The organism is Pseudomonas sp. JV414 (genome assembly GCF_032424305.1).
Classification (GTDB): Bacteria; Pseudomonadota; Gammaproteobacteria; order Pseudomonadales; family Pseudomonadaceae; genus Aquipseudomonas; species Aquipseudomonas lini.
In genome coordinates this window covers 450,953-473,351 of sequence record NZ_VYKC01000022.1, presented here as the reverse complement: position 1 = coordinate 473,351, position 22,399 = coordinate 450,953, and the positions used below count along the sequence as shown (strand labels likewise).

The 22,399-nt window shown below is 58.9% G+C and carries 17 protein-coding genes and 4 tRNA genes; 3 read left to right on the top strand and 18 right to left on the bottom strand.

The window, feature by feature from the left end; all coding sequences use genetic code 11:
• Window positions 1–142: 142 nt before the first annotated feature.
• The 6 genes from F6R97_RS26140 to leuC all read right to left on the bottom strand — a co-directional run bounded on the left by F6R97_RS26140 (window position 143) and on the right by leuC (window position 6,749).
• On the bottom strand, window positions 143–1,153 hold the full coding sequence (locus F6R97_RS26140; RefSeq protein ID WP_048395145.1) for an aspartate-semialdehyde dehydrogenase: 1,011 nt from the start codon (window positions 1,151–1,153) through the stop codon (window positions 143–145).
• A 278-nt stretch (window positions 1,154–1,431) separates the two neighbouring features.
• On the bottom strand, window positions 1,432–2,544 hold the full coding sequence (gene asd / locus F6R97_RS26135; protein WP_038980075.1) for an aspartate-semialdehyde dehydrogenase: 1,113 nt from the start codon (window positions 2,542–2,544) through the stop codon (window positions 1,432–1,434).
• Between the two features lie 67 nt (window positions 2,545–2,611).
• Complete coding sequence (gene leuB, locus F6R97_RS26130; protein ID WP_008007203.1) at window positions 2,612–3,694, bottom strand: 3-isopropylmalate dehydrogenase; 1,083 nt, start codon at window positions 3,692–3,694, stop codon at window positions 2,612–2,614.
• 59 nt (window positions 3,695–3,753) lie between these two features.
• Entirely contained in the window at window positions 3,754–4,521 is a 768-nt protein-coding gene (locus F6R97_RS26125) for a class I SAM-dependent methyltransferase (protein WP_315867323.1), read from the bottom strand.
• A 153-nt stretch (window positions 4,522–4,674) separates the two neighbouring features.
• A complete protein-coding gene (gene leuD, locus F6R97_RS26120; RefSeq protein ID WP_030132381.1) occupies window positions 4,675–5,319 on the bottom strand; it encodes a 3-isopropylmalate dehydratase small subunit in 645 nt (214 codons plus the stop codon).
• Between the two features lie 11 nt (window positions 5,320–5,330).
• Window positions 5,331–6,749, bottom strand: a complete 1,419-nt coding sequence (gene leuC / locus F6R97_RS26115) for a 3-isopropylmalate dehydratase large subunit (protein WP_052965520.1) — start codon at window positions 6,747–6,749, stop codon at window positions 5,331–5,333.
• Between the two features lie 158 nt (window positions 6,750–6,907).
• On the opposite strand from leuC, the gene F6R97_RS26110 reads away from it, so the two are divergent.
• Both F6R97_RS26110 and F6R97_RS26105 read left to right on the top strand, forming a co-directional pair.
• On the top strand, window positions 6,908–7,798 hold the full coding sequence (locus F6R97_RS26110; protein WP_007905966.1) for a LysR family transcriptional regulator: 891 nt from the start codon (window positions 6,908–6,910) through the stop codon (window positions 7,796–7,798).
• 84 nt (window positions 7,799–7,882) lie between these two features.
• Window positions 7,883–11,161 (top strand): EAL domain-containing protein, encoded by a 3,279-nt coding sequence (locus tag F6R97_RS26105; RefSeq protein ID WP_315867322.1) that lies wholly within the window; start codon window positions 7,883–7,885, stop codon window positions 11,159–11,161.
• 141 nt (window positions 11,162–11,302) lie between these two features.
• Here the strand turns inward: F6R97_RS26105 and F6R97_RS26100 are convergent, their stop codons facing one another.
• The 12 genes from F6R97_RS26100 to uvrB all read right to left on the bottom strand — a co-directional run bounded on the left by F6R97_RS26100 (window position 11,303) and on the right by uvrB (window position 20,684).
• Window positions 11,303–11,680 carry a c-type cytochrome gene (locus F6R97_RS26100; RefSeq protein ID WP_315867321.1) on the bottom strand — a complete coding sequence of 126 codons (378 nt, stop codon included), beginning with the start codon at window positions 11,678–11,680 and terminating at the stop codon, window positions 11,303–11,305.
• Window positions 11,681–12,383: 703 nt separating this feature from the next.
• Window positions 12,384–12,830 carry an Hsp20 family protein gene (locus F6R97_RS26095; protein WP_038980071.1) on the bottom strand — a complete coding sequence of 149 codons (447 nt, stop codon included), beginning with the start codon at window positions 12,828–12,830 and terminating at the stop codon, window positions 12,384–12,386.
• A 131-nt stretch (window positions 12,831–12,961) separates the two neighbouring features.
• Window positions 12,962–13,921, bottom strand: a complete 960-nt coding sequence (locus F6R97_RS26090) for a tRNA dihydrouridine synthase (protein ID WP_038980070.1) — start codon at window positions 13,919–13,921, stop codon at window positions 12,962–12,964.
• Between the two features lie 172 nt (window positions 13,922–14,093).
• The gene (locus F6R97_RS26085; protein ID WP_315867320.1) at window positions 14,094–14,531 is read right to left on the bottom strand and encodes a thioesterase family protein; all 438 of its coding nucleotides are present in this window, start codon (window positions 14,529–14,531) and stop codon (window positions 14,094–14,096) included.
• A gap of 48 nt (window positions 14,532–14,579) precedes the next feature.
• Window positions 14,580–15,413, bottom strand: coding sequence for an alpha/beta fold hydrolase (locus F6R97_RS26080; RefSeq protein WP_007905981.1), 834 nt, complete (start codon window positions 15,411–15,413; stop codon window positions 14,580–14,582).
• A 30-nt stretch (window positions 15,414–15,443) separates the two neighbouring features.
• The gene (locus F6R97_RS26075) at window positions 15,444–15,983 is read right to left on the bottom strand and encodes a TetR/AcrR family transcriptional regulator (RefSeq protein ID WP_038980068.1); all 540 of its coding nucleotides are present in this window, start codon (window positions 15,981–15,983) and stop codon (window positions 15,444–15,446) included.
• A gap of 182 nt (window positions 15,984–16,165) precedes the next feature.
• A tRNA-Glu gene (locus tag F6R97_RS26070) sits at window positions 16,166–16,241 on the bottom strand.
• A gap of 80 nt (window positions 16,242–16,321) precedes the next feature.
• Window positions 16,322–16,397: transfer RNA gene (locus tag F6R97_RS26065), tRNA-Ala, on the bottom strand.
• Window positions 16,398–16,450: 53 nt separating this feature from the next.
• A tRNA-Glu gene (locus F6R97_RS26060) sits at window positions 16,451–16,526 on the bottom strand.
• Between the two features lie 79 nt (window positions 16,527–16,605).
• A tRNA-Ala gene (locus F6R97_RS26055) sits at window positions 16,606–16,681 on the bottom strand.
• 190 nt (window positions 16,682–16,871) lie between these two features.
• A complete protein-coding gene (gltX, locus tag F6R97_RS26050; RefSeq protein WP_038980067.1) occupies window positions 16,872–18,353 on the bottom strand; it encodes a glutamate--tRNA ligase in 1,482 nt (493 codons plus the stop codon).
• Window positions 18,354–18,668: 315 nt separating this feature from the next.
• On the bottom strand, window positions 18,669–20,684 hold the full coding sequence (uvrB, locus tag F6R97_RS26045; protein WP_052965513.1) for an excinuclease ABC subunit UvrB: 2,016 nt from the start codon (window positions 20,682–20,684) through the stop codon (window positions 18,669–18,671).
• A gap of 352 nt (window positions 20,685–21,036) precedes the next feature.
• Here uvrB and F6R97_RS26040 point away from each other — a divergent pair, with 352 nt between their 5' ends.
• Window positions 21,037–22,233 carry an amino acid aminotransferase gene (locus tag F6R97_RS26040; RefSeq protein WP_315867319.1) on the top strand — a complete coding sequence of 399 codons (1,197 nt, stop codon included), beginning with the start codon at window positions 21,037–21,039 and terminating at the stop codon, window positions 22,231–22,233.
• The last annotated feature ends 166 nt before the right edge of the window (window positions 22,234–22,399 follow it).

Below are 22,399 nucleotides of genomic sequence, written 5' to 3'. Positions count from 1 at the left end.
ATTGCGCGCGGCGGCGAAAGGTCGTCGCGCGCGATCATTTCATTCATGCAATGGGAAGCCCTGCGGGGTGGCTCACCTTAAGCATTCCGGCCAAGCATGACGCTCGACGGGAATCATTCGATAAATTGTCGCCAAGTATCTTTTACAGCAGGTCTTTTATCAACAATTCAGCCACCTGCACAGCATTGAGCGCGGCACCTTTGCGTACGTTATCTGACGTCAACCACACATTAAGTTCCGCCGGGTCGTCGATCCCGCTGCGAACCCGACCAACGTAAACCACGTCCTGCCCTACCGCATCGCCTACCGGGGTCGGATAATCGCCCGCCTCGACCAGTTCGATACCGGGCGCCGCTTCCAGGGCTGCGTTGACTTTCGCCAGATCGACAGCGCTCGAAGACTGCAAGGTCACGCTAAAGCTATCGCCGAAAAACACCGGAGCTTGAATACAAGTGACGGAAATCTTTAATAAAGGCAGCGCCATGACCTGACGCAGTTCGCGTACCAGGCGTTTTTCCAGCAACGTATGGCCCTGATCATCAGGTTTGCCGACTTGCGCCAGCAGGTTGAAAGCCATCTGCCGATCGAAGAACGCTGGCTCCAGCGGACGCACATTAAGCAGCTCGGCGGTTTGCCGGGCCAGCTCGGTGACCGCTTCGCGGCCTTGGGCAGAGACCGCCAGACACGCCGTCAGGCTGATGCGTTGCAGGTCGAGCAAACCGAGCAACGGAGCCAGCACCACCGCCAGCGTCGCGGCCGAAGGGCTTGGACTGCTGACCTGGAAGGGCTTTTTCAGGCCGGCCAGAATTTCAGCGTTGGCCTCAGGCACCACTTGCGGCGCCTGATCGGCGGGCAAGGCGCCGGACAGGTCGATCAGCGAGCAACCGGCGGCCGTGGCACGCGGAGCGAAACTGAGGGTCACCGCCGGGCCGGCGGCAAAGAACACCAACTGGACTTTGCTGAAATCGAATTCATCGACTTCCCGCACCCGCACGTTCTTGCCGCGAAACGGCACCGAATGCCCGGCCGATTCACTGCTGGCCAGCAGGTGCAGGTTACCGACCGGAAAGTCCCGCTCTTCGAGAATCTGGACGAGTGTTTCGCCGACAGTACCGGTGGCGCCGATCACGGCAATATCAAAGGACTGGCTCATGGTTCTACCTCTGGCGAAACGGGGGGAGCGGCACTTTACCGGGTGGTTGGCAGTGAGGCAATTCGGCGGAGACCTGCGGCGCCAGTTCCGGCCTCATCGCGGGCAAGCCCGCTCCCACAGGTTTTGTGTTGCTCCCATATTTTGCATACGACCCCAACCTTGTGGGAGCGGGCTTGCCCGCGATGACGGTATAGCTGACAACCGAGTACCCTCAGACTGTCGCGCATAAAAAAACCCGCACCTCTTTCAAGGCGCGGGCTCTTCATTACTTCAACAGATCAACGCTCAAGCAGGATCCGCAGCATGCGACGCAGCGGTTCGGCCGCGCCCCATAGCAGTTGGTCGCCGACGGTGAAGGCACCGACGAACTGCGAACCCATGTTCAGCTTGCGCAGACGGCCAACCGGCACGTTCAGGGTACCGGTAACCTTTGTAGGGCTCAGCTCCTGCATGCTGATTTCACGGTTGTTCGGCACCAGTTTGACCCAAGGGTTGTGCTGGCTGATCAGCCCTTCGATGTCGGCGATCGGCACGTCTTTGTTCAGCTTGATGGTCAGCGCCTGGCTGTGGCAACGCATGGCGCCGACGCGCACGCAGATACCGTCGACCGGGATCGGGCTCTTGAAGCGACCGAGGATCTTGTTGGTCTCGGCCTGGGCCTTCCACTCTTCGCGGCTCTGACCGTTTGGCAGTTCCTTGTCGATCCACGGGATCAGGCTGCCGGCCAGCGGTACGCCGAAGTTTTCGGTCGGGTACGCGTCGCTGCGCATGGCTTCGGCGACACGGCGGTCGATGTCGAGGATGGCGCTGGCCGGATCGGCCAGTTGATCGGCGACAGCGCCGTGGGTCACACCCATTTGCTTGATCAGTTCACGCATGTGCTGCGCGCCGCCACCGGAGGCCGCCTGATAGGTCATGGCGCTCATCCACTCGACCAGACCGGCTTCAAACAGGCCGCCCAGGCCCATCAGCATCAGGCTGACGGTGCAGTTGCCGCCGATGTAGTTCTTGGTGCCCGCGTCGAGCTGCTGGTCGATGACCTTGCGGTTCACCGGGTCCAGCACGATCACCGCGTCATCCTGCATGCGCAGGCTGGAAGCGGCGTCGATCCAGTAACCCTGCCAGCCGGCTTCGCGCAGTTTCGGGAAGACTTCGCTGGTGTAGTCGCCACCCTGGCAGGTCAGAATCACGTCGAGGGTTTTCAGCTCTTCAATGCTGTAAGCGTCCTTGAGCGGAGCAATGTCCTTGCCCACGGACGGGCCTTGGCCACCGACATTGGAAGTGGTGAAAAACACCGGCTCAATAAGATCGAAATCCTGCTCTTCCAGCATCCGCTGCATGAGCACGGAACCGACCATACCGCGCCAACCGATCAGACCTACACGTTTCATCGCAACTACACCTTCTTAAAAGTGGGCCGCTGCTTTCATGGTTGAAAGTTGCAGCGGGCCAAAGAGATTACAGATTCCGCAGCGCGGCGACTACTGCGTCGCCCATTTCCTGCGTACCAACCTTGGTGCAACCGGCCGACCAGATGTCACCTGTGCGCAGGCCCTGATCCAAAACCAGGCTCACGGCCTTCTCGATGGCATCGGCCGCGTCCTGCAGATTGAAGCTGTAACGCAGCATCATCGACACCGACAAAATGGTCGCCAACGGGTTGGCAATGCCCTTGCCAGCGATGTCCGGTGCCGAACCGTGGCATGGCTCGTACATGCCTTTGTTGTTGGCATCCAGCGACGCCGACGGCAGCATGCCGATGGAGCCGGTGAGCATCGACGCTTCGTCGGAAAGAATATCGCCGAACAGGTTGTCGGTGACGATCACGTCGAACTGCTTCGGTGCACGCACCAGTTGCATGGCGGCGTTGTCGACGTACATGTGGCTCAGTTCGACGTCCGGGTAGTCCTTGGCCACTTGCTCGACGACTTCACGCCACAGTTGGCTGGACGCCAGCACGTTGGCCTTGTCCACCGAGCACAGCTTCTTGCCGCGCACACGCGCCATGTCGAAACCGACACGGGCGATGCGGCGGATTTCAGTTTCGCTGTACGGCAAGGTGTCGTAGGCCTGACGCTCGCCGTTTTCCAGTTCACGCACACCGCGTGGCGCACCGAAGTAGATGCCGCCGGTCAGTTCACGGACGATCAGGATGTCCAGCCCCGCCACGATTTCCGCCTTCAGGCTGGAAGCCTCGGCCAGTTGCGGGTACAGGATTGCCGGACGCAAGTTGCCGAAAAGGCCCAGTTGCGCACGGATTTTCAGCAGACCGCGCTCAGGGCGGATATCACGTTCAATGGTGTCCCATTTCGGACCGCCCACGGCACCCAGCAATACCGCATCGGCGGCACGGGCACGGGCCAGGGTTTCGTCGGCCAGCGGCACGCCGTGCTTGTCGATGGCGGCGCCACCGATCACGTCGTGACTCAGTTCGAAGCCCAGGCTGTACTTGTCGTTCGCCAGCTCCAGCACCTTGACTGCTTCGGCCATGATTTCCGGGCCAATACCGTCACCCGGGAGAATCAGAATCTGCTTGCTCATGCTTTCCTCATGTCATCAGTCGGCACGCCCTTGGGCATGCCCGGAAAAAGTCTTGGCGCTTATCGTTCAGCCATCAGCACCAGCACATCTGTACTGAACGAACCATCGGCCTCAATCTCAAAATATTCGCGAACTTCATTGCCCATCGATTGCTGTAACTCGAGGATCGCCGCGCGCATTACTTGCGGCGTGCGCATGCGCTCGACCCAGGACGTGTATTCAAGGCGCAGCCGTTGGCGCGTGGTGCTGCGGGTATGCAACCCCGCTTCGCTAACCTGACGCAACCACTCACCGGCAGAATAATCGCGCACGTGGCTGGTGTCGCGCAGCACTTCGACGCTTTGCAGGTAAGTGTCGAACAACGGGCTGCCCGGCGACAATACATCGATGAACGCCGCCACCCCGCCCGGCTTCAGTACCCGGCGAACTTCGCGCAGCGCCAACCCGAGATCGCTCCAATGGTGCGCCGAATAACGGCTGAAAACGAAATCGAACTCGCCGTCAGCGAACGGCAAGCGCTCGGCGGCACCTAGTACGGTGGACACGTTGCTCAAGCCGCGATCGATGGCAGCAGCGGTCACCATGTCGAGCATCTGTTGGGACAGGTCATAGGCCACTACTTCCTTGACCAGCGAAGCCACGTGAAAACTCACATGACCGGCGCCGCAACCGAGGTCGAGCACGCGGGCATCACCCTGCCCCGCCAGTTCAGCCTGTAGCAGCGCGAATTCAGTGCCTTGAGCGTGTACGGCGCTACTCAGATAGGCCGAGGCCTGTTCACCAAATTGCTTTTGTACTACCTGACTGTGCTGGGCGGTGCTGGTCATGGGGACTTCCTTTTTAGGGTTAGCCTTGCGTTGTCTGGGCTGCCGTCATCGCGGGCAAGCCCGCTCCCACAGGTTTTGTGAACGGCGCAAATCACTGTGGGAGCGGGCTTGCCCGCGATGAGGCCGGCACTGCCTGCATCAATTCCGGATCAATCACGCATCACGAAACAACCAAGGCTGGCTCGCGCGATGCTTGGCTTCAAACGTGGCAATCGCCTCGTGGTCCTGCAAGGTCAGGCCGATATCGTCCAGGCCATTGAGCAGGCAGTGTTTGCGGAAAGCGTCGATTTCGAAATTCAACACCTTGCCATCTGGACGAGTCACGGTCTGGGCTTGCAGATCAACCTGCAACTGATAGCCCGGAGTCGCCTCAACCTGCTGGAACAGTTCATCGACTTCAGCGTCGCTCAGGATGATCGGCAGCAAGCCGTTCTTGAAGCTGTTGTTGAAGAAGATGTCGGCATAGCTCGGCGCGATGATGCTGCGAAAACCGTACTCTTCCAGCGCCCACGGCGCGTGTTCGCGGCTGGAGCCGCAACCGAAGTTCTCGCGGGCCAGCAACACGCTGGCGCCCTGATAACGCTCGGCGTTGAGGACGAAGTCCTTGTTCAACGGACGCTTGGAGTTGTCCTGATACGGCTGCCCGACATCCAGGTAACGCCACTCATCGAACAGGTTCGGACCGAAACCGGTGCGCTTGATCGACTTCAAGAACTGCTTCGGAATGATCTGGTCGGTGTCGACGTTGGCACGATCCAAAGGCGCGACAAGACCAGTGTGCTGGGTAAAAGCTTTCATGCTGCGCTCCTTTAGATCAATTCACGGACGTCGACGAAACGACCGTTTACCGCGGCGGCGGCGGCCATGGCCGGGCTGACGAGGTGCGTACGACCACCGGCGCCCTGACGGCCTTCGAAGTTACGGTTGGAGGTCGACGCGCAATGCTCGCCCGACTCCAAACGGTCCGGGTTCATCGCCAGGCACATCGAGCAACCCGGCTCGCGCCATTCGAAACCGGCCTCGAGGAAAATCTTGTCCAGACCTTCGGATTCGGCCTGAGCCTTCACCAGCCCCGAACCCGGCACCACGATGGCCTGTTTGATGGTCGACGCCACTTTGCGGCCCTTGGCGATCACGGCAGCGGCGCGCAGGTCTTCGATCCGCGAGTTGGTGCAGGAGCCAATGAATACGCGGTCCAGCTGAATGTCGGTGATCGCCTGATTGGCGGTCAAACCCATGTACTTCAACGCGCGTTCGATGGAGCCACGCTTGACCAGGTCCATTTCCTTCGCAGGATCGGGAACGTTCTGATCGACAGCCAAGACCATCTCGGGCGAGGTGCCCCAGCTGACTTGCGGCTTGATCTGAGTGGCATCGAGTTCGACGATGGTGTCGAACTTGGCATCCGCGTCGGAGACCAGGTCTTTCCAAGCCTCGACAGCCAAGTCCCACTCCGCGCCTTTCGGAGCAAATGGACGGCCCTTGACGTAAGCCACGGTTTTTTCGTCGGCGGCCACCAGACCTACGCGAGCGCCCGCCTCGATCGCCATGTTGCAAATGGTCATGCGACCTTCAACGGACAAGTCGCGAATCGCGCTACCGGCGAATTCGATGGCATGGCCGTTACCGCCGGCGGTGCCGATCTTGCCGATCACCGCGAGGACGATGTCCTTGGCGGTCACGCCGAACGGCAATTGGCCTTCGACGGACACCAGCATGTTCTTCATCTTTTTCGCGACCAGGCACTGAGTGGCGAGCACGTGCTCGACCTCGGAAGTGCCGATACCGTGAGCCAGGGCACCGAACGCGCCGTGGGTCGAGGTATGGGAGTCGCCGCAAACCACGGTCATGCCCGGCAATGTTGCGCCCTGCTCCGGGCCGATGACGTGGACGATGCCTTGGCGGACGTCATTCATCTTGAATTCGACGATGCCGTATTCGTCACAGTTATCGTCGAGGGTCTGAACCTGCAAACGCGAGACCTGGTCGACAATCGCTTCGATGCCGCCCTTGCGCTCCGGAGTAGTCGGAACGTTGTGGTCCGGGGTCGCGATGTTGGCATCGATGCGCCAAGGCTTGCGCCCGGCCAGACGCAGGCCTTCGAAGGCTTGCGGCGAGGTCACTTCGTGGATGATGTGACGATCGATATAGATCAGCGCCGAGCCATCGTCGCGCTGCTTGACCAAATGCGAATCCCAGAGCTTGTCGTAGAGCGTTTTGCCGGCCATCAGACGGTTCCTCATCAGCTTGTTTCTATGCCCCGGATCTTGAAAGTTTCAATAACCCTTTGGCTTGTGAGGTCGATCCTAGGGGGTTACATTAAATAACTCAAATTCATATTTTTCATGCTTTGCATAACCATCTGGAATACAACTGAGACATCATCATGGACCTCGCCAACCTCAATGCTTTTATCGCGATTGCCGAGACCGGAAGCTTCTCCGGCGCCGGCGAACGGCTGCATCTGACGCAACCCGCCATCAGCAAACGCATCGCCGGCCTGGAACAACAATTGAAGGTGCGGCTGTTCGATCGACTGGGCCGGGAAGTCAGCTTGACCGAAGCCGGTCGCGCCCTGCTGCCACGGGCCTATCAGATCCTCAATGTACTGGATGACACCCGCCGCGCCCTGACCAACCTGACCGGCGAAGTCTCCGGTCGTCTGACATTGGCCACCAGTCATCACATTGGCCTGCACCGTTTGCCGCCCTTATTAAGGGAGTTCACCCGACGCTACCCACAAGTGGCGCTGGATATTCAGTTCCTCGATTCGGAAGTGGCTTACGAAGAAATCCTCCATGGCCGCGCCGAACTGGCGGTAATTACTCTTGCACCGGAGCCCCATGCACTGGTCAAGGCCACGCCCGTGTGGGACGACCCGCTGGATTTCGTGGTCGCCCCGGAGCATTCGCTGATCGCTAACGGGCCGGTCAGCCTGGCGGATATCGCCTTGCACCCTGCGGTTTTCCCCGGTGGCAACACCTTTACCCACCACATCGTGCAGCGCCTGTTCGAGGCCCAGGGCCTGACGCCGAACATCGCCATGAGCACGAACTATCTGGAAACCATAAAGATGATGGTCTCGATCGGTCTCGCCTGGAGCGTTTTGCCGCGCACCATGCTGGACGATCAAGTGGCGCGCATACCTTTGCCGGGCATACAGCTCACTCGCCAGCTAGGCTATATCCTGCACACCGAACGGACGCTGTCGAACGCGGCACGGGCCTTCATGGCTCTGCTGGATGCACAAATCGATCAGCCAGGGACTCGCGGCTAAGCTGTGCTTCTTCTTTTTGTGCTACGCCTATAGAGCCCCAAAACCCTGTGCCTAACGCCCAATTCAGCCCAAGGCCTGTCATCCATGCCCAAATCTGTTGAACGTATGCCGCCGATGCCGCGAATTCAGGCACTTGACCCCAAACGGTCCGAGCAGAGCTGGGAAAGCGCCCCGCAGTTGCTGGCGGCCCTCAACGGCGCTCGGCTCGGCGCCTGGTATTGGGACATCGAGCGGGGGCAGATCAGCTGGTCTCGGGGTACTCAGGCATTGTTCGGCTTCGATCCCAGGCAACCGTTGCCCGAGGACCTGGAATACCTTGATCTGCTGCCTCAGGAGGATCGGGCGAAAGCCATCCGTGCATTCAATGCAGTGATCGCCGGCGCCCCGCTGGAACAGGCGATGCACCACCGCATCCGCTGGCCCGACGGCAGCCTGCATTGGCTGGAAATCAACGGCAGCCTGCTGCCGGACAAAAACGGTCGGCCGCGAATGATTGGGGTCATTCGTGAAATCACCCATCAGCGCCAGCGCGAACAGGCGCTGAGCAGCTCGGAAAAACGCTTCGCCACGCTGTTTCACCTGTGCCCGAACATGGTCCTGCTGACCCGTCAGGAAGACGGCCTGATCAGCGAAGCCAACCAGTATTTCGAAAGCCTGTTCGGCTGGCCGGTACAAGACGCTATCGGCCGAACCACGCTGGAACTGGGCCTTTGGGTCAACCCGGAGCAACGGGTGCAACTGGTCAAAGCCACCAAGGCCAAAGGCGAGCTGATCAACATGGAGGTGCAATTTCGTGCCAGCAATGGGCAAGTTCACGACGGCATCCTCAGTGCGCAAAAGGTCGAACTCGAAGGCCAGCCTTATCTGCTGAGCACGTTCCTCGATACCACCGAACGCAAAATTGCCGAGCACGCCCTCAAAGACAGCCAGGAACGCCTCGACCTGGCTCTGGATTCGGCGCAACTCGGCACCTGGGACTGGCACATTCCCAGCGGCATGCTTTACGGCTCGGCACGGGCCGCCCAGTTGCATGGGCTGGACCCCAAGCCCTTCCATGAATCCTTCGATGCGTTTTTCGAAGGCGTGCCCGGCGAAGAGCGCGACACCATGCGTGACGCCTACCGCAGCTTGCGCGAGGGCCCGGCTGGTAATTATCAACTGACGTACCGGGTGCAGCTGCAGGACGGCAGTTCGCGCTACCTGGAAAGCCGCGCCAGACTTTATCGAGACGACCACGGGAACCCGCTGCGCATGGCCGGCACACTGTTGGACATCACTGATCAGGTGGAGCGCGAACAGCAACTGGTGGCGTCGGAAGAGAAATTCGCCACCTTGTTCCAGGTCAGCCCGGACCCGATTTGCGTCACACGCCAGGACACCGGCCAATTCATCGAGATCAACTCCAGTTTCACTCAGACATTCGGCTGGAACACCACCGACGTGATTGGCCGCAGCGCCGACGAAATCGGCCTGTGGGACGCTTCGGCGAAAAGCCTGCAAAGGATCGAGCGGGTCATCCGCGAACAGGGCCTGAACAATGTGGCAATCATCGTTCAGCACAAGGCCGGGCAGTCCCTGACCTGCGTGATATCGAGCCGGCAGATCAGCGTCGGCGACCAGCCGTGCATCGTCACCACCCTGCGCGACATCACCCAGCAGCAACGCTCGGAAGCGGCGCTCAAGGCCAGCGAGGAGAAGTTCGCCAAGGCTTTCCACTCAAGCCCCGACGCCATCACCATTACCGAGCGCGACACCGGACGCTACCTGGAGGTTAACGATGGTTTCTGTCGCCTGACCGGCTACCGCGCCGATGAAGTGGTCGGCCGCACGGTGTATCAAGTCGGTATCTGGGCCGAAGAGAAACAACGCTCAGCGTTGCTGGCGGAACTACAGATCAAGGGCCGGGTTCACCATCAGGAAATGCTCGGGCGCAACAAACGCGGCGAGTTGCTGACCGTCGAAGTCTCGGTGGAGCCGATCACCCTCAACGAAACCGCGTGCCTGCTGCTGACCGCGCGGGACGTCAGCTTACTGAAAAACGCCGAAGCGCAGATCCGTCACCTGGCCTACCACGACCCGCTGACCAACCTGCCCAACCGCGCACTATTGATGGATCGTCTGAGCCAGCAGATCGCCCTGCTCAAACGCCACAACCTGCGTGGCGCGCTGATGTTCCTCGACCTCGACCACTTCAAGCACATCAACGACTCCCTCGGCCACCCGGTGGGCGATACGGTGCTGAAGATCATCACCGCGCGCCTTGAAGCCAGCGTGCGCATGGAGGACACCGTCGCGCGCCTGGGCGGTGACGAATTCGTGGTGTTGCTCAGCGGCCTGGAAGGCTCGCGCAGCGACGTCAGCGCTCAGGTCCGGGAGTTGGCGGACACCTTGCGCGAACTGCTGTCCGAACCGATGTTCCTCGACGGACAGCGCCTGCAAGTGACGCCGAGCATCGGCATCGCGCTGATCCCCGACCACGGCTCGACCCCGACCGACTTGCTCAAACGTGCCGATATCGCCCTTTACCGCGCCAAGGACTCGGGCCGCAACACCACGCAGATGTATCACAACACCATGCAAAAGGCCGCCAGCGAACGCCTGCGCATGGAAACCGACCTGCGCCTGGCCCTTTCCCGGGGTGAGTTCAGCGTGCAATACCAACCTCAGGTGGATGCTCGAGACAACCGCATAACCGGCGCCGAGGCTTTGGTGCGCTGGCACCATCCACAACTGGGCGCGCAATCGCCCACCGAGTTCATCAAGGTGCTGGAAGACAGCGGGCTGATTCTGGAAGTCGGCACGTGGATCCTCGACGAAGCCTGCAAGGCCTTCAAACAACTGACCGCCAAAGGTCTGATCGACCCGCTCGATTTCAGCCTGTGTGTGAACATCAGCCCCCGGCAATTCCGTCAGACCGATTTCGTCGAACGCATCGAACACAGTCTCGGCAGCTACGGCCTGCCCTGCTCATTGCTAAAGCTGGAAATCACCGAAGGCATCGTCATCCAGAACCTGGACGACACCATCAGCAAAATGCGGCGCCTGAAAAAACTCGGCGTGAGCTTTGCCATGGACGATTTCGGTACCGGTTATTCCTCGCTGACCTACCTCAAGCGCCTGCCGGTAGACACTCTGAAAATCGACCAGTCGTTCATCCGCGACGCCACCACCGACCCCAACGATGCCGAAATCATTCGCGCCATCGTCGCCATGGCCCGCAGCCTGGAGTTGGAAGTCATCGCCGAAGGGGTGGAAAACCTGGAGCAACTGGAGTTTTTGCAGGGGCTGGGCTGCCATTTGTATCAGGGGTATTTGCACAGTCGGCCGTTGCCGGTGGAGGAGTTTCAGAAACTGCTCAAATAATCAGGGTCACTGATGCACGGCACGGGAGACGTTCCGTAACAGGCACTCCAATTACCAGTTTTTACGTAATTTCTTGATCGACTCTCTGCAACCAACCCTGAAATGGCTCTTGGATTTCTGTGCCTGCCTCTCATCTCAATATCATCGCTTTTTCGAAATCACGCCACTCATGTATTGATGTAGATCACGCAGATCATTAACACTCCAAGCGTGCGGCGGTATCTTTACACCGTTCTCTCGCAACGTTTTAGGAATCAAGTTTCCACTTGGGCGAAGTATTATCGATGACACAATAACGCCCGGGTAATCATTTAATCGTTTCTTGAAAGCGGGGGTTGCAAGATCAGGTGTAGGAGGAATGCTTTTATTAGCCAATGGTCCTGTTCCTTTGATATCTATTCCGTGGCACATGACACATCTCTGTAAATAGAGATTTTTCCCATTGACATTATCCGCCAAGGATAGTGATGTTTGAATTAGCGATAAAACCCCTAGCAAAGCAATGAATAGTATTTTCATTTTCATGTGGCCTTGTTGTAAAACAGATCTGAATTGAGGGCAAACCCCAAGGGTCGAGCGTGCAGGAAAGGGTGATTAATGCCTGTTAATAATGCGTGAGTTAGTCGATGTGTCGATGTCTATTTATTTTGGTCAATACAGTTCTTCGTGCGCTTCAGAGGTAGAAACGAACGGCATAAAGGTACGCACACAACTAAAAGTCATGCCGTAGATTTTTTCTTTATATCGAGTGATCGTCAGTCGACGAGGAACTGGCTCGTGCCGAGGACGTAATGATTCTATCGCTGGAACGGCGTCGGGCGGAAACTGATAAGGCGCGGAGTGTTTTAGAGGAAAAGGCAGCGGAAGAGTAGAATTTATAGCTGCGGCATGAAACATGCTAATCCCTTGAGCATTTACAATCTTATTGGTTGCAAGGAGTAGTCCTTACTCGTGGACGGTATTTTCATAGTTGTTACAGGAAATGTCAACGCCGGAAACTAAATTGACAAAGTTGTTCCTAAGAGGGGATGCAGAATCAAAACTCCGGGCCGATCTGGCAGGATGGGGGTCGGCAAAACTGGCGCGGGTTGTAAAGAAACCGTCGTAAGGCGGCAAAGCTTGCAATGCTGTTTTTTGCCTGGAAACAAAAAGGCCCCGACAAGTCGGGGCCTTCGTTCAGCGGGTTACAGCCTGTTCAAACGAATGTATTTCTTCGAATGACTCAGTGTTGCAGAGCCGGTTTTTCCGTCCCGTTGATCGGGATGCGCTTGGCTTTCGCTTCTTCCGGAATCACCCGCAGCAGGTCGATACTCAACAAACCGTTGCGCAGTTCGGCGGCCTTGATTTCAATATGGTCCGCCAGACGGAACGACAGTTTGAAAGCGCGCTGCGCGATGCCTTGGTACAGGTAAGTGACGTTTTCGTCCGCGTCACGTTTGCCGCCACTGATGGTCAACACACCTTTCTCCACTTGCAGGTCCAGGTCTTCTTCCTGGAAACCGGCGGCCGCTACGACAATGCGGTATTGATCATCACCGTATTTTTCAACGTTGTAGGGTGGATAGGTGCTGCCTGGCTCATTGCGCAGGGCGGTTTCGAACAGGTCGTTGAAACGGTCGAAACCTACCGAGGAACGGAACAGTGGGGCCAGGGAAAATGCAGTACTCATGATTCAAATCTCCTGAACATAATCAGCAAGTTTTTTTGTCTCCGCGACCCGAATTCGGCATCGCGTAATCCTTAAATAAGGATCGCTGATTGCTTTTCAAGAGATTTTTTTCAGATTTTTTTTGAGTAGATTCAGGCCGCTTCAGACACCTGCAAACCCAGTAAACGCGAGACATTATCCAGTTCGGTCTCACGACGCAGGACGGTAAACAGCTCTACCGCTTCGGGATAATTGCGGGTCAGCATCGCCAGCCATTGCTTCAAGCGACCCGGCGATTGACGTGGCGTCATCTGCGCCTTGGCTTGCAGCCAGAAGTCCTGAATCAGCGGCAGCAGCTCGGCCCAGGTCATCTCGACGACGTCTTCACCGGCGCGGGCCGCGGCGATTTGCCGGGCCAGATCCGGGCGCGATACCAGTCCACGACCGAGCATGATGTCTTCGACGCCGCTGATCTCGCGGCAACGACGCCAGTCCTCGACGCTCCAGATGTCGCCGTTGGCAAACACCGGCACCTTGACCACATCCTGCACCCGAGGGATCCATTCCCAGTGAGCTGGCGGCTTGTAGCCATCAGTCTTGGTCCGCGCATGAACCACGATGTGCGCTGCGCCGCCTTCAGCCAGGGCCGTGGCGCAGACCAGCGCACCGTCCGGGCTGTCGAAGCCGAGACGCATCTTGGCGGTCACTGGAATGTGCGCGGGTACGGCACGACGGACGTGTTCGACTATTTGGTTGAGCAGTTCAGGTTCTTTGAGTAGCACCGCGCCGCCACGGGATTTGTTGACGGTCTTGGCCGGGCAGCCAAAGTTCAAGTCGATGACTTCGGAACCCAACTCGCAGGCCAGTGCGGCGTTTTCCGCCAGGCACACCGGATCGGAACCCAGCAGCTGCACCCGCAGCGGCACACCAGACGCGGTTCGGGCGCCAGTCAGCAGTTCCGGGCCGAACTTGTGGTAATAGGCAGGCGTAAGCAGCTGATCGTTGATCCGAATGAACTCGGTCACGCACCAATCAATACCGCCCACACGGGTCAGCACGTCCCGCAGGATGTTGTCGACCAACCCCTCCATGGGCGCCAAAGCAATTTGCATGAAAAACACACTCAACGAAAAACGTGCGGCAGTTTACTGGATTGCGCGATCGAAAAGGTAACCCCTGTAGGAGCTGCCGAAGGCTGCGATCTTTTGATCTTGATTTTCAGCAAGCCCGGAAAGAGCAAGATCAAAAGATCGCAGCCTTCGGCAGCTCCTACAGGGGATCGTGTCAAGTGGCAGGCTGCAACGCCGTGCCGTAGCCCTCGATAAACTCCGTAGGCATGCGCTTGGGCTTGCCGGTCGACAGTTCGATGCACACGAAAGTGGTCTGCGCCCGCAGCAACGTCGTGTTGTCGCTGGGGCGCTTCAACTGGAAGTGCCGGGTCATTTTCAGGCGCTGGTCCCAATCGACGATCCAGGTCGCCAACTGCAACTCATCGCCCTCATAGGCCGCTGCCAGGTAATCGATCTCGTGCCGTACCACCGCCATCGCCCGATCCAGCCGCCGGTACTCGACCAGATCCAGCCCAAGCCGTTGCGAGTGGCGCCAGGCGCAGCGCTCGAGCCAGGTCACGTACACCGCGTTGTTCGCGTGGCCCAGCCCGTCGATATCCTCGGCGCCCACTTCCAGATCAATGATAAACGGCGTTGTCCGATCCCAGCCCATGCCCCACTCCTGGTCAGATTATTTCGACCGGGGCAGTGTAACGGAAGCTCAGGCCGATTGGCGCGATTGCAGGCTGCGACCGGCCAGCAGCGAGAGAACGCCGTCGATCACCCGCGGATCGGCGAGCACCCGCTGATGACCGCCCTCCTCCAGGCGCAACAGACGGCTGTCGAACCAGGCTTCGTGGATCAATTGGGATTCCTTGACCGGAACAAAGTTGTCGTCCTCGGCATGGACGATCAGCCCCGGCATGTCGAGCTGATAGCGCGCAACATCCAGCGCAGCGGCGCGCATGCCGACGTCTTTCTCGACTTGGCGAATAAACGCCGAACGCGCTTTGGGCGGCAGGCGCACATAGCGTGCGAACCCACGCAGTACCCCGAGAATTCGCGCCGGGGCGGCGATCGAGACCAGGGTTTCGGTGCGCAAGCCCAACTGAACCGCGAGCATGGCACTGGCGCCGCCCATGGAGTGACCGATCACCGCTTGCAGCGGCGGCAATTCTGCGGCCGCTTCGAGCATGGCCCGCGCGAACAGCACCACATTGGCCTCGCGGCCAGGCGAACGACCGTGTGCCGGGCCGTCCAGGGCAACCACGGTGTAACCGGCATCGACCAGCGCCGTGATCAGCGCAGCAAACTGCGTTGGTCGGCCTTCCCAGCCGTGCATCAACAACACTGCCGGCCCCTGGCCCCAGCGCAGCGCCGAGAGGCCGAAACGCAAAGTGATTCGTTCAGATTTCGCCAGCAGCGGCAATTCCCAATCACGCGGCGGTAACTCGCGCGGGGTCATGAATGCCAGACGCATCTTGCTCGCGACCAGCTTCGGCGCGAACCAGCCCAAGGTGCCATTAACGCCACGAACCCAGCTCAACGTGTTCATCGCCCATCTCCTCAGGCTGACGCCTTTAGGTCATAACACCGCCGACTTGGCGGCGCGCAGCAAACGATCGGACAACTCTCCTGGCCCCAGCGCCCGCGCCAGAGCCAAACCACCGACCATCAAGGCGATGTCGGCCAAGACCTTGTCGGTGTCTTCCGGGCTGGCCGCTAACTGCGCGACCATCAATTCAACATGCTCATTCAACGCCACACGAAATTCGTCCGGCAGACGGCCCAGCTCACCGACCGACGCCGGAATCGGACATGCATGCTCGGTGGAATCACGGTGTTTGCGCGACAGATAGAACGCCGCGACCAACGCGCGACGCTCTTCGCCAGTCAACTCGGCGTCCATGTCGGCGATCAAGCCACGACGATGGCTGAGTAGCTGCTTGAACGCTTCCAGCATCAGTGCGTCCTTGCTTTCGAAGTGCGCGTAGAAGCCGCCGACTGTCAGGCCGGCCGCGCCCATCACTTCACCCACGCTCGGCTCGGCCGGGCCGCGCTGGATCAGCGCTGCACTGGCAGCCTTGAGGATGCGCTCGCGGGTTTGAGCTTTTTTATCGTTCATCGTTGCCTCCGAATATTACGACTAGAATATTATTCTCATAATAATTTTCCGCAAGTCGTGAATGTGACCGCTGGTCTGAAGAACAGTTTTGAGGAAAAAGGAGAGTTGGCCAAACGCCAGACAAACAAAAGGGCCATTCAATAATTGAATGACCCTTAAAAATCCCGCAGAGCGGGTAATCGTGGCGTCCCCTAGGGGACTCGAACCCCTGTTACCGCCGTGAAAGGGCGGTGTCCTAGGCCACTAGACGAAGGGGACACAAACCCTTCTATACAACTGATCAGTGCTGAGAGCTGATCGATTCAAGGCCGGTGTGGCCAGACCTTGAACTGTAAAATTGGTGGAGCTTAGCGGGATCGAACCGCTGACCTCCTGCATGCCATGCAGGCGCTCTCCCAGCTGAGCTAAAGCCCCGGATTTTTCGCCTCGCGGCGGAGCGACATCTTGCAACATCGCTTCTGTAAAACTGGCGTCCCCTAGGGGACTCGAACCCCTGTTACCGCCGTGAAAGGGCGGTGTCCTAGGCCACTAGACGAAGGGGACGCAAACCCTTCTATACACTTGATCAACGCTGAGTGTTGATCGCTTCAAGGCCGGTGTGGCCAGACCTTGAAGTGTAAATTGGTGGAGCTAGACGGGATCGAACCGTCGACCTCTTGCATGCCATGCAAGCGCTCTCCCAGCTGAGCTATAGCCCCTCATCGCTGAGGACGGGGCGAATCTTAATGGCGCATCGGAAGGCTGTCAAACTTATTTTTAACAATTTCCAAAATTTTTTGTCGCCATAACAATCACTTACCGCCCTCCCCCCGAAAAACGGGGGTGGCGCCGAAGAGCAGGATCAAAAGATCGCAGCCTTCGGCAGCTCCTACGCAGGATCAAACGACCTTAGGCGATATTGCCCAACAGTTTTTCCCACTCCTTGTTTTCCTTCTTCGACACGCCGCCCAGCAGGTCGATAGCCTGGCGCAGACGGAAACGGGTCAGGTCCGGACCGAGGATTTCCATCGCGTCGAGCACCGATACCGAGCTAGCCTGGCCTGTGATCGCGGCGAACATCAGCGGCATCGCATCACGCAGCTTCAACTCCAGGGATTCGACCACCGCCTGGATGGTTGCAGTGATGCTGTCCTTCTCCCACTGACGCAGGCTTTCCAGCTTCCACAAAATCAACTGCATCAACTGACGAACCTGATCGCCCGAGAGCTTCTTGGATTCGAACAGTTTGGCGTCCGGGTTCACACCACCGGCGAAGAAGAAGCCGGCCAGCGGTGCGACCTGGCTGAAAGTTTCAACCCGGCCCTGCACGTGCGGTGCGATCTTCATCATGTATTCAGGATTCAGTGCCCATTTTTGCAGGCGAGCGGCGAACTCTTCCACTGGCAGGTCACGCAGCCATTGGCCGTTGAGCCACGACAGCTTCTCGATGTCGAAAATCGGCCCACCGAGGGAAACGCGCTGCAGGTCGAAGTTGTCGACCATTTCCTGCAGTGAGAACTTCTCGCGCTCATCCGGCATCGACCAGCCCATGCGCCCCAGGTAGTTGAGCATTGCTTCCGGCATGAAGCCCATGCGCTCGTAGAAGGTCACCGAGGTCGGGTTCTTGCGCTTGGACAGCTTGCTCTTGTCCGGGTTACGCAGCAGCGGCATGTAGCACAGCTGCGGTTGCTCCCAGCCGAAGTATTCGTACAAGAGGATCAGTTTCGGTGCCGAAGGCAGCCATTCTTCACCGCGCAGAACATGGGTGATGCCCATCAAGTGGTCATCGACCACGTTGGCCAGGAAGTACGTTGGAAGACCGTCGGTCTTCATCAACACTTGCATGTCCATGCGATCCCACGGGATCTCGACATCGCCACGCAACATATCAGGCACCACGCACACGCCTTCGGTCGGCACTTTCATGCGGATGACGTGCGGCTCGCCGGCAGCCAGGCGACGCGCGACCTCTTCCTTGGAGAGCAACAGCGCACGGCCGTCGTAACGTGGGGTTTCGCCACGCGCCATTTGCTCGGCGCGCATCTGGTCCAGCTCCTCGCTGGTGCAGAAGCACGGGAAAGCATGGCCCATGTCGACCAGTTGCTGGCAGTACTTCTGATAGATATCGCCGCGCTCGCTTTGACGGTAAGGACCGTGCGGGCCGCCGACGTCCGGGCCTTCGCTCCAGTCGATACCCAACCAGCGCAGGGCGTCGTAAATCTGCTGTTCGGACTCGCGGGTCGAACGCAGTTGGTCGGTATCTTCGATCCGCAGGATGAACTCACCGCCATGCTGCTTGGCAAAGCAGTAGTTGAACAAAGCGATGTAAGCGGTACCTACGTGGGGGTCCCCGGTAGGCGATGGCGCGATGCGAGTGCGGACGGTGGTCATGGCATGTCTCGAAAAGAATAAAAAGCGAAGATCAAAGCGAACTTCCAACAAGAGCCGAATGGTAACAGGCGATAGCTGCCCGGCTCCAGTGAGTGGGGTATATAAGCCAATATTGCAAGGGGATCTACCAGGAGGTTGCAGGCAGGGCTGAAGGCTTGGGACGTGCGCAATTGATATTTGTAGTGTTCCGGCGGGCCTCATCGCGGGCAAGCCTGCTCCCACAGGATCCGTAGGTGGCCACATATTGTGTGAATACCCTCAATCCTTGTGGGAGCGGGCTTGCCCGCGATGAGGCCCGCCCATTCACTGCACATCTCAAACCGCGATCAACCGCTCCCGCAGTTTGCCGATTTCGTCGCGCAACTGCGCCGCAGCTTCGAATTCCAGGTCGCGGGCGAGCTGGTACATCTTTTCTTCAAGCTGACGAATGCGTTTGCTGATCTCGCTCGGCGAGCGCAGTTCGGCCTCGTATTTGGCACTTTCCTCGGCGGCCTTGGCCATGCCTTTGCGCTTCTTGCTGCGCGAACCCGGCACGACTGCGCCTTCCATGATGTCCGCGACGTCCTTGAACACCCCTTTCGGCGTGATGCCATTGGCCAGGTTGAAGGCGATCTGCTTGTCGCGACGACGCTCGGTCTCGCCGATCGCCCGCTCCATGGAACCGGTGATGCGATCCGCATACAGAATCGCCCGTCCATTGAGGTTACGCGCCGCCCGGCCGATGGTCTGGATCAGCGAGCGCTCGGAACGCAGGAAGCCTTCCTTGTCGGCGTCGAGAATCGCTACCAGCGAGACTTCCGGCATGTCCAGACCTTCACGCAGCAGGTTGATCCCCACCAGCACATCGAAGACGCCGAGACGCAAGTCACGGATGATCTCGACCCGTTCCACGGTGTCGATGTCCGAGTGCAGATAACGCACGCGCACGCCGTGGTCGGCCAGGTAATCGGTCAAGTCTTCGGACATACGTTTGGTCAGTGTGGTAACCAGCACCCGTTCTTCCAGGGCGACTCGCTTGGTGATTTCCGAAAGCAAGTCGTCGACCTGAGTCAATGCCGGACGGATTTCGATTTGCGGGTCCACCAGGCCGGTCGGGCGCACCAGTTGTTCGACCACTCGGCCGGCATGCTCCGCCTCGTAATTGCCCGGCGTGGCCGAGACAAAAATCGTCTGGGGACTGATGCTTTCGAACTCGTCGAAGCGCATCGGCCGGTTATCCAACGCCGAGGGCAGACGAAAACCGTACTCCACCAGCGTTTCTTTACGTGAACGGTCGCCCTTATACATGGCGCCGACTTGCGGCACGCTGACGTGGGATTCGTCGATCACCAACAAGGCATCGGCCGGCAGATAATCGAACAAAGTAGGCGGCGCCTGGCCGGACTCACGACCCGACAGATAGCGCGAGTAGTTTTCGATGCCGTTGCAGTAGCCCAGCTCGAGGATCATCTCCAGGTCGAAACGGGTGCGCTGTTCCAGTCGCTGGGCTTCCACCAGTTTGTTGTTGGAGCGCAGGTATTCCAGGCGCTCCTGCAATTCGATCTTGATCCCTTCGGTGGCCTCGAGCAGGGTTTCCCGCGGCGTCACGTAGTGGCTCTTCGGATAGAAGGTGAAACGCGGCAGTTTGCGAATGACTTCACCGGTCAGCGGGTCGAAGGCGGACAGGCTCTCCACCTCGTCATCGAACAGCTCGATGCGGATCGCTTCGAAATCGGATTCCGCCGGGTGGATATCAATCACATCGCCGCGCACCCGGAAAGTCGCCCGGGCGAAGTCCATGTCGTTGCGGGTGTATTGCAGGTCGGCCAGACGACGCAGCAGCGCGCGCTGGTCGAGCTTGTCGCCGCGATCGACGTGCAACACCATCTTCAAATAGGTTTCCGGACTGCCCAGACCGTAGATGCAGGACACCGTGGTGACGATGATCGCGTCCTTGCGCTCCAGCAACGCTTTGGTCGCGGACAGGCGCATCTGCTCAATGTGGTCGTTGATCGAGGCATCCTTCTCGATGAAGGTGTCGGATGATGGCACGTAGGCTTCGGGCTGGTAGTAGTCGTAATAGGAGACGAAGTATTCAACCGCGTTGTTCGGGAAGAACGCCTTGAATTCGCCATACAACTGCGCGGCCAGAGTCTTGTTGGGCGCCAGCACCAGTGTCGGGCGCTGTATCTGGGCGATCACGTTGGCAATGCTGAAGGTCTTGCCCGAGCCGGTCACACCGAGCAACGTCTGGTGCGCCAGCCCGGCCTCAATGCCCTCGACCATCAGGCGGATGGCTTCCGGCTGATCGCCGGCGGGCTCGAAGCGGGTGACTAGCTGGAATTCAGACATAAATACCTCTCGGTTCTCGGTGCGGGGATTCGCGCCTGTCCGATCAAACCGGACAGCAACGAAAAAGACCGCAAACGACCGATGTCGCCCGAGGAAAAAACTGGATTGTGCTCAATGTGGAGCCGATTGCCATCGCTTTCAAGGCAAACGTCCTACATCGGGTAGAACCTTTGACGACATCACTCGGTCAACGATCGAAAAATAATTCGAAAAACTTACCGTAAAAGCCGAATCGCCTGTCGCCATCAATCGCTGATGGCCTCTATACTAGCTCCCCGTTTGTGCACCGCTCTAGTGCATTCGGCTGGAGCGCGACACGTCCCTCCACACTCCATTCAGAGCCGCCGCAATAATGAGCCTGTTCTCCGCTGTCGAAATGGCACCACGCGATCCAATCCTGGGCCTCAACGAAGCATTTAATGCCGATACCCGTACCAACAAGGTCAACCTGGGGGTCGGTGTTTACTGCGACGAGGAGGGGCGAATTCCACTCCTGCGCGCCGTTGTCGAAGCCGAGACGATTCGCGCCGCTCAACACGTTTCCCGTGGCTACTTGCCGATCGACGGCATCGCCGCCTACGACCAGGCCGTGCAGAAACTGCTGTTCGGCAATGATTCGCCGCTGATCGCCGCTGGCCGGGTTATCACCACCCAAGCTGTCGGCGGTACCGGCGCGCTGAAAATTGGTGCCGACTTCCTCAAGCAACTGCTGCCGAACGCCGTCGTGGCAATCAGCGACCCGAGCTGGGAAAACCACCGAGCGCTGTTCGAAACCGCCGGCTTCCCGGTGCAGAACTATCGCTACTACGACGCCGCCACCCACGACGTTAACCGCGCCGGCCTGCTGGAAGACCTGAACGCCCTGCCGTCCGGCTCGATCGTTGTGCTGCACGCTTGCTGCCACAACCCGACCGGCGTGGACCTGAGCCCGGCGGACTGGAAAAACGTGCTGGAGGTGGTCAAGGCCAAAGGTCACGTGCCATTCCTCGACATGGCCTACCAGGGCTTTGGCGACGGCATCGATGAAGACGCCGCGGCCGTGCGCCTGTTCGCCGAATCGGACCTGACCTTCTTCGTTTCCAGCTCGTTCTCCAAATCCTTCTCGCTGTACGGCGAGCGCGTTGGCGCCCTGTCGATCGTCAGCGAATCGAAAGAAGAAGGCGCACGCGTGCTGTCGCAAGTCAAACGCGTGATCCGCACCAACTACTCCAACCCGCCGACCCACGGTGCAAGCATCGTCGCCGCCGTGCTGAACAGCCCGGTACTGCGCGCCCAGTGGGAAGAAGAACTGGCAGAAATGCGCCTGCGGATTCGCGGCATGCGCACCCAGATGGTCGACCTGCTGGCGAAAAAAGCTCCACAGCGTGATTTCAGCTTCGTCGGTCGCCAGCGCGGCATGTTCTCCTACTCCGGCCTGACGGTTGAGCAGGTAACCCGTCTGCGCAACGAGTTCGGCATCTACGCCCTGGACACCGGCCGCATCTGCGTTGCCGCGCTGAACCAGAGCAACATCGACGCCGTGACCAAGGCCATCGTTCAGGTGATCTGAGTCTTTGCGTGATATGAAAACGGGAAGCCATAGGGCTTCCCGTTTTTTATTTGTCTTTGATAATTCCCAGTTCGGCGACTGGTCACTCTAGACTGCACACAGATCAAAAATGTGGGAGCGGGCTTGCTCGCGAAAGCGGTCTATCTGTCACATTGATGCTGGATGT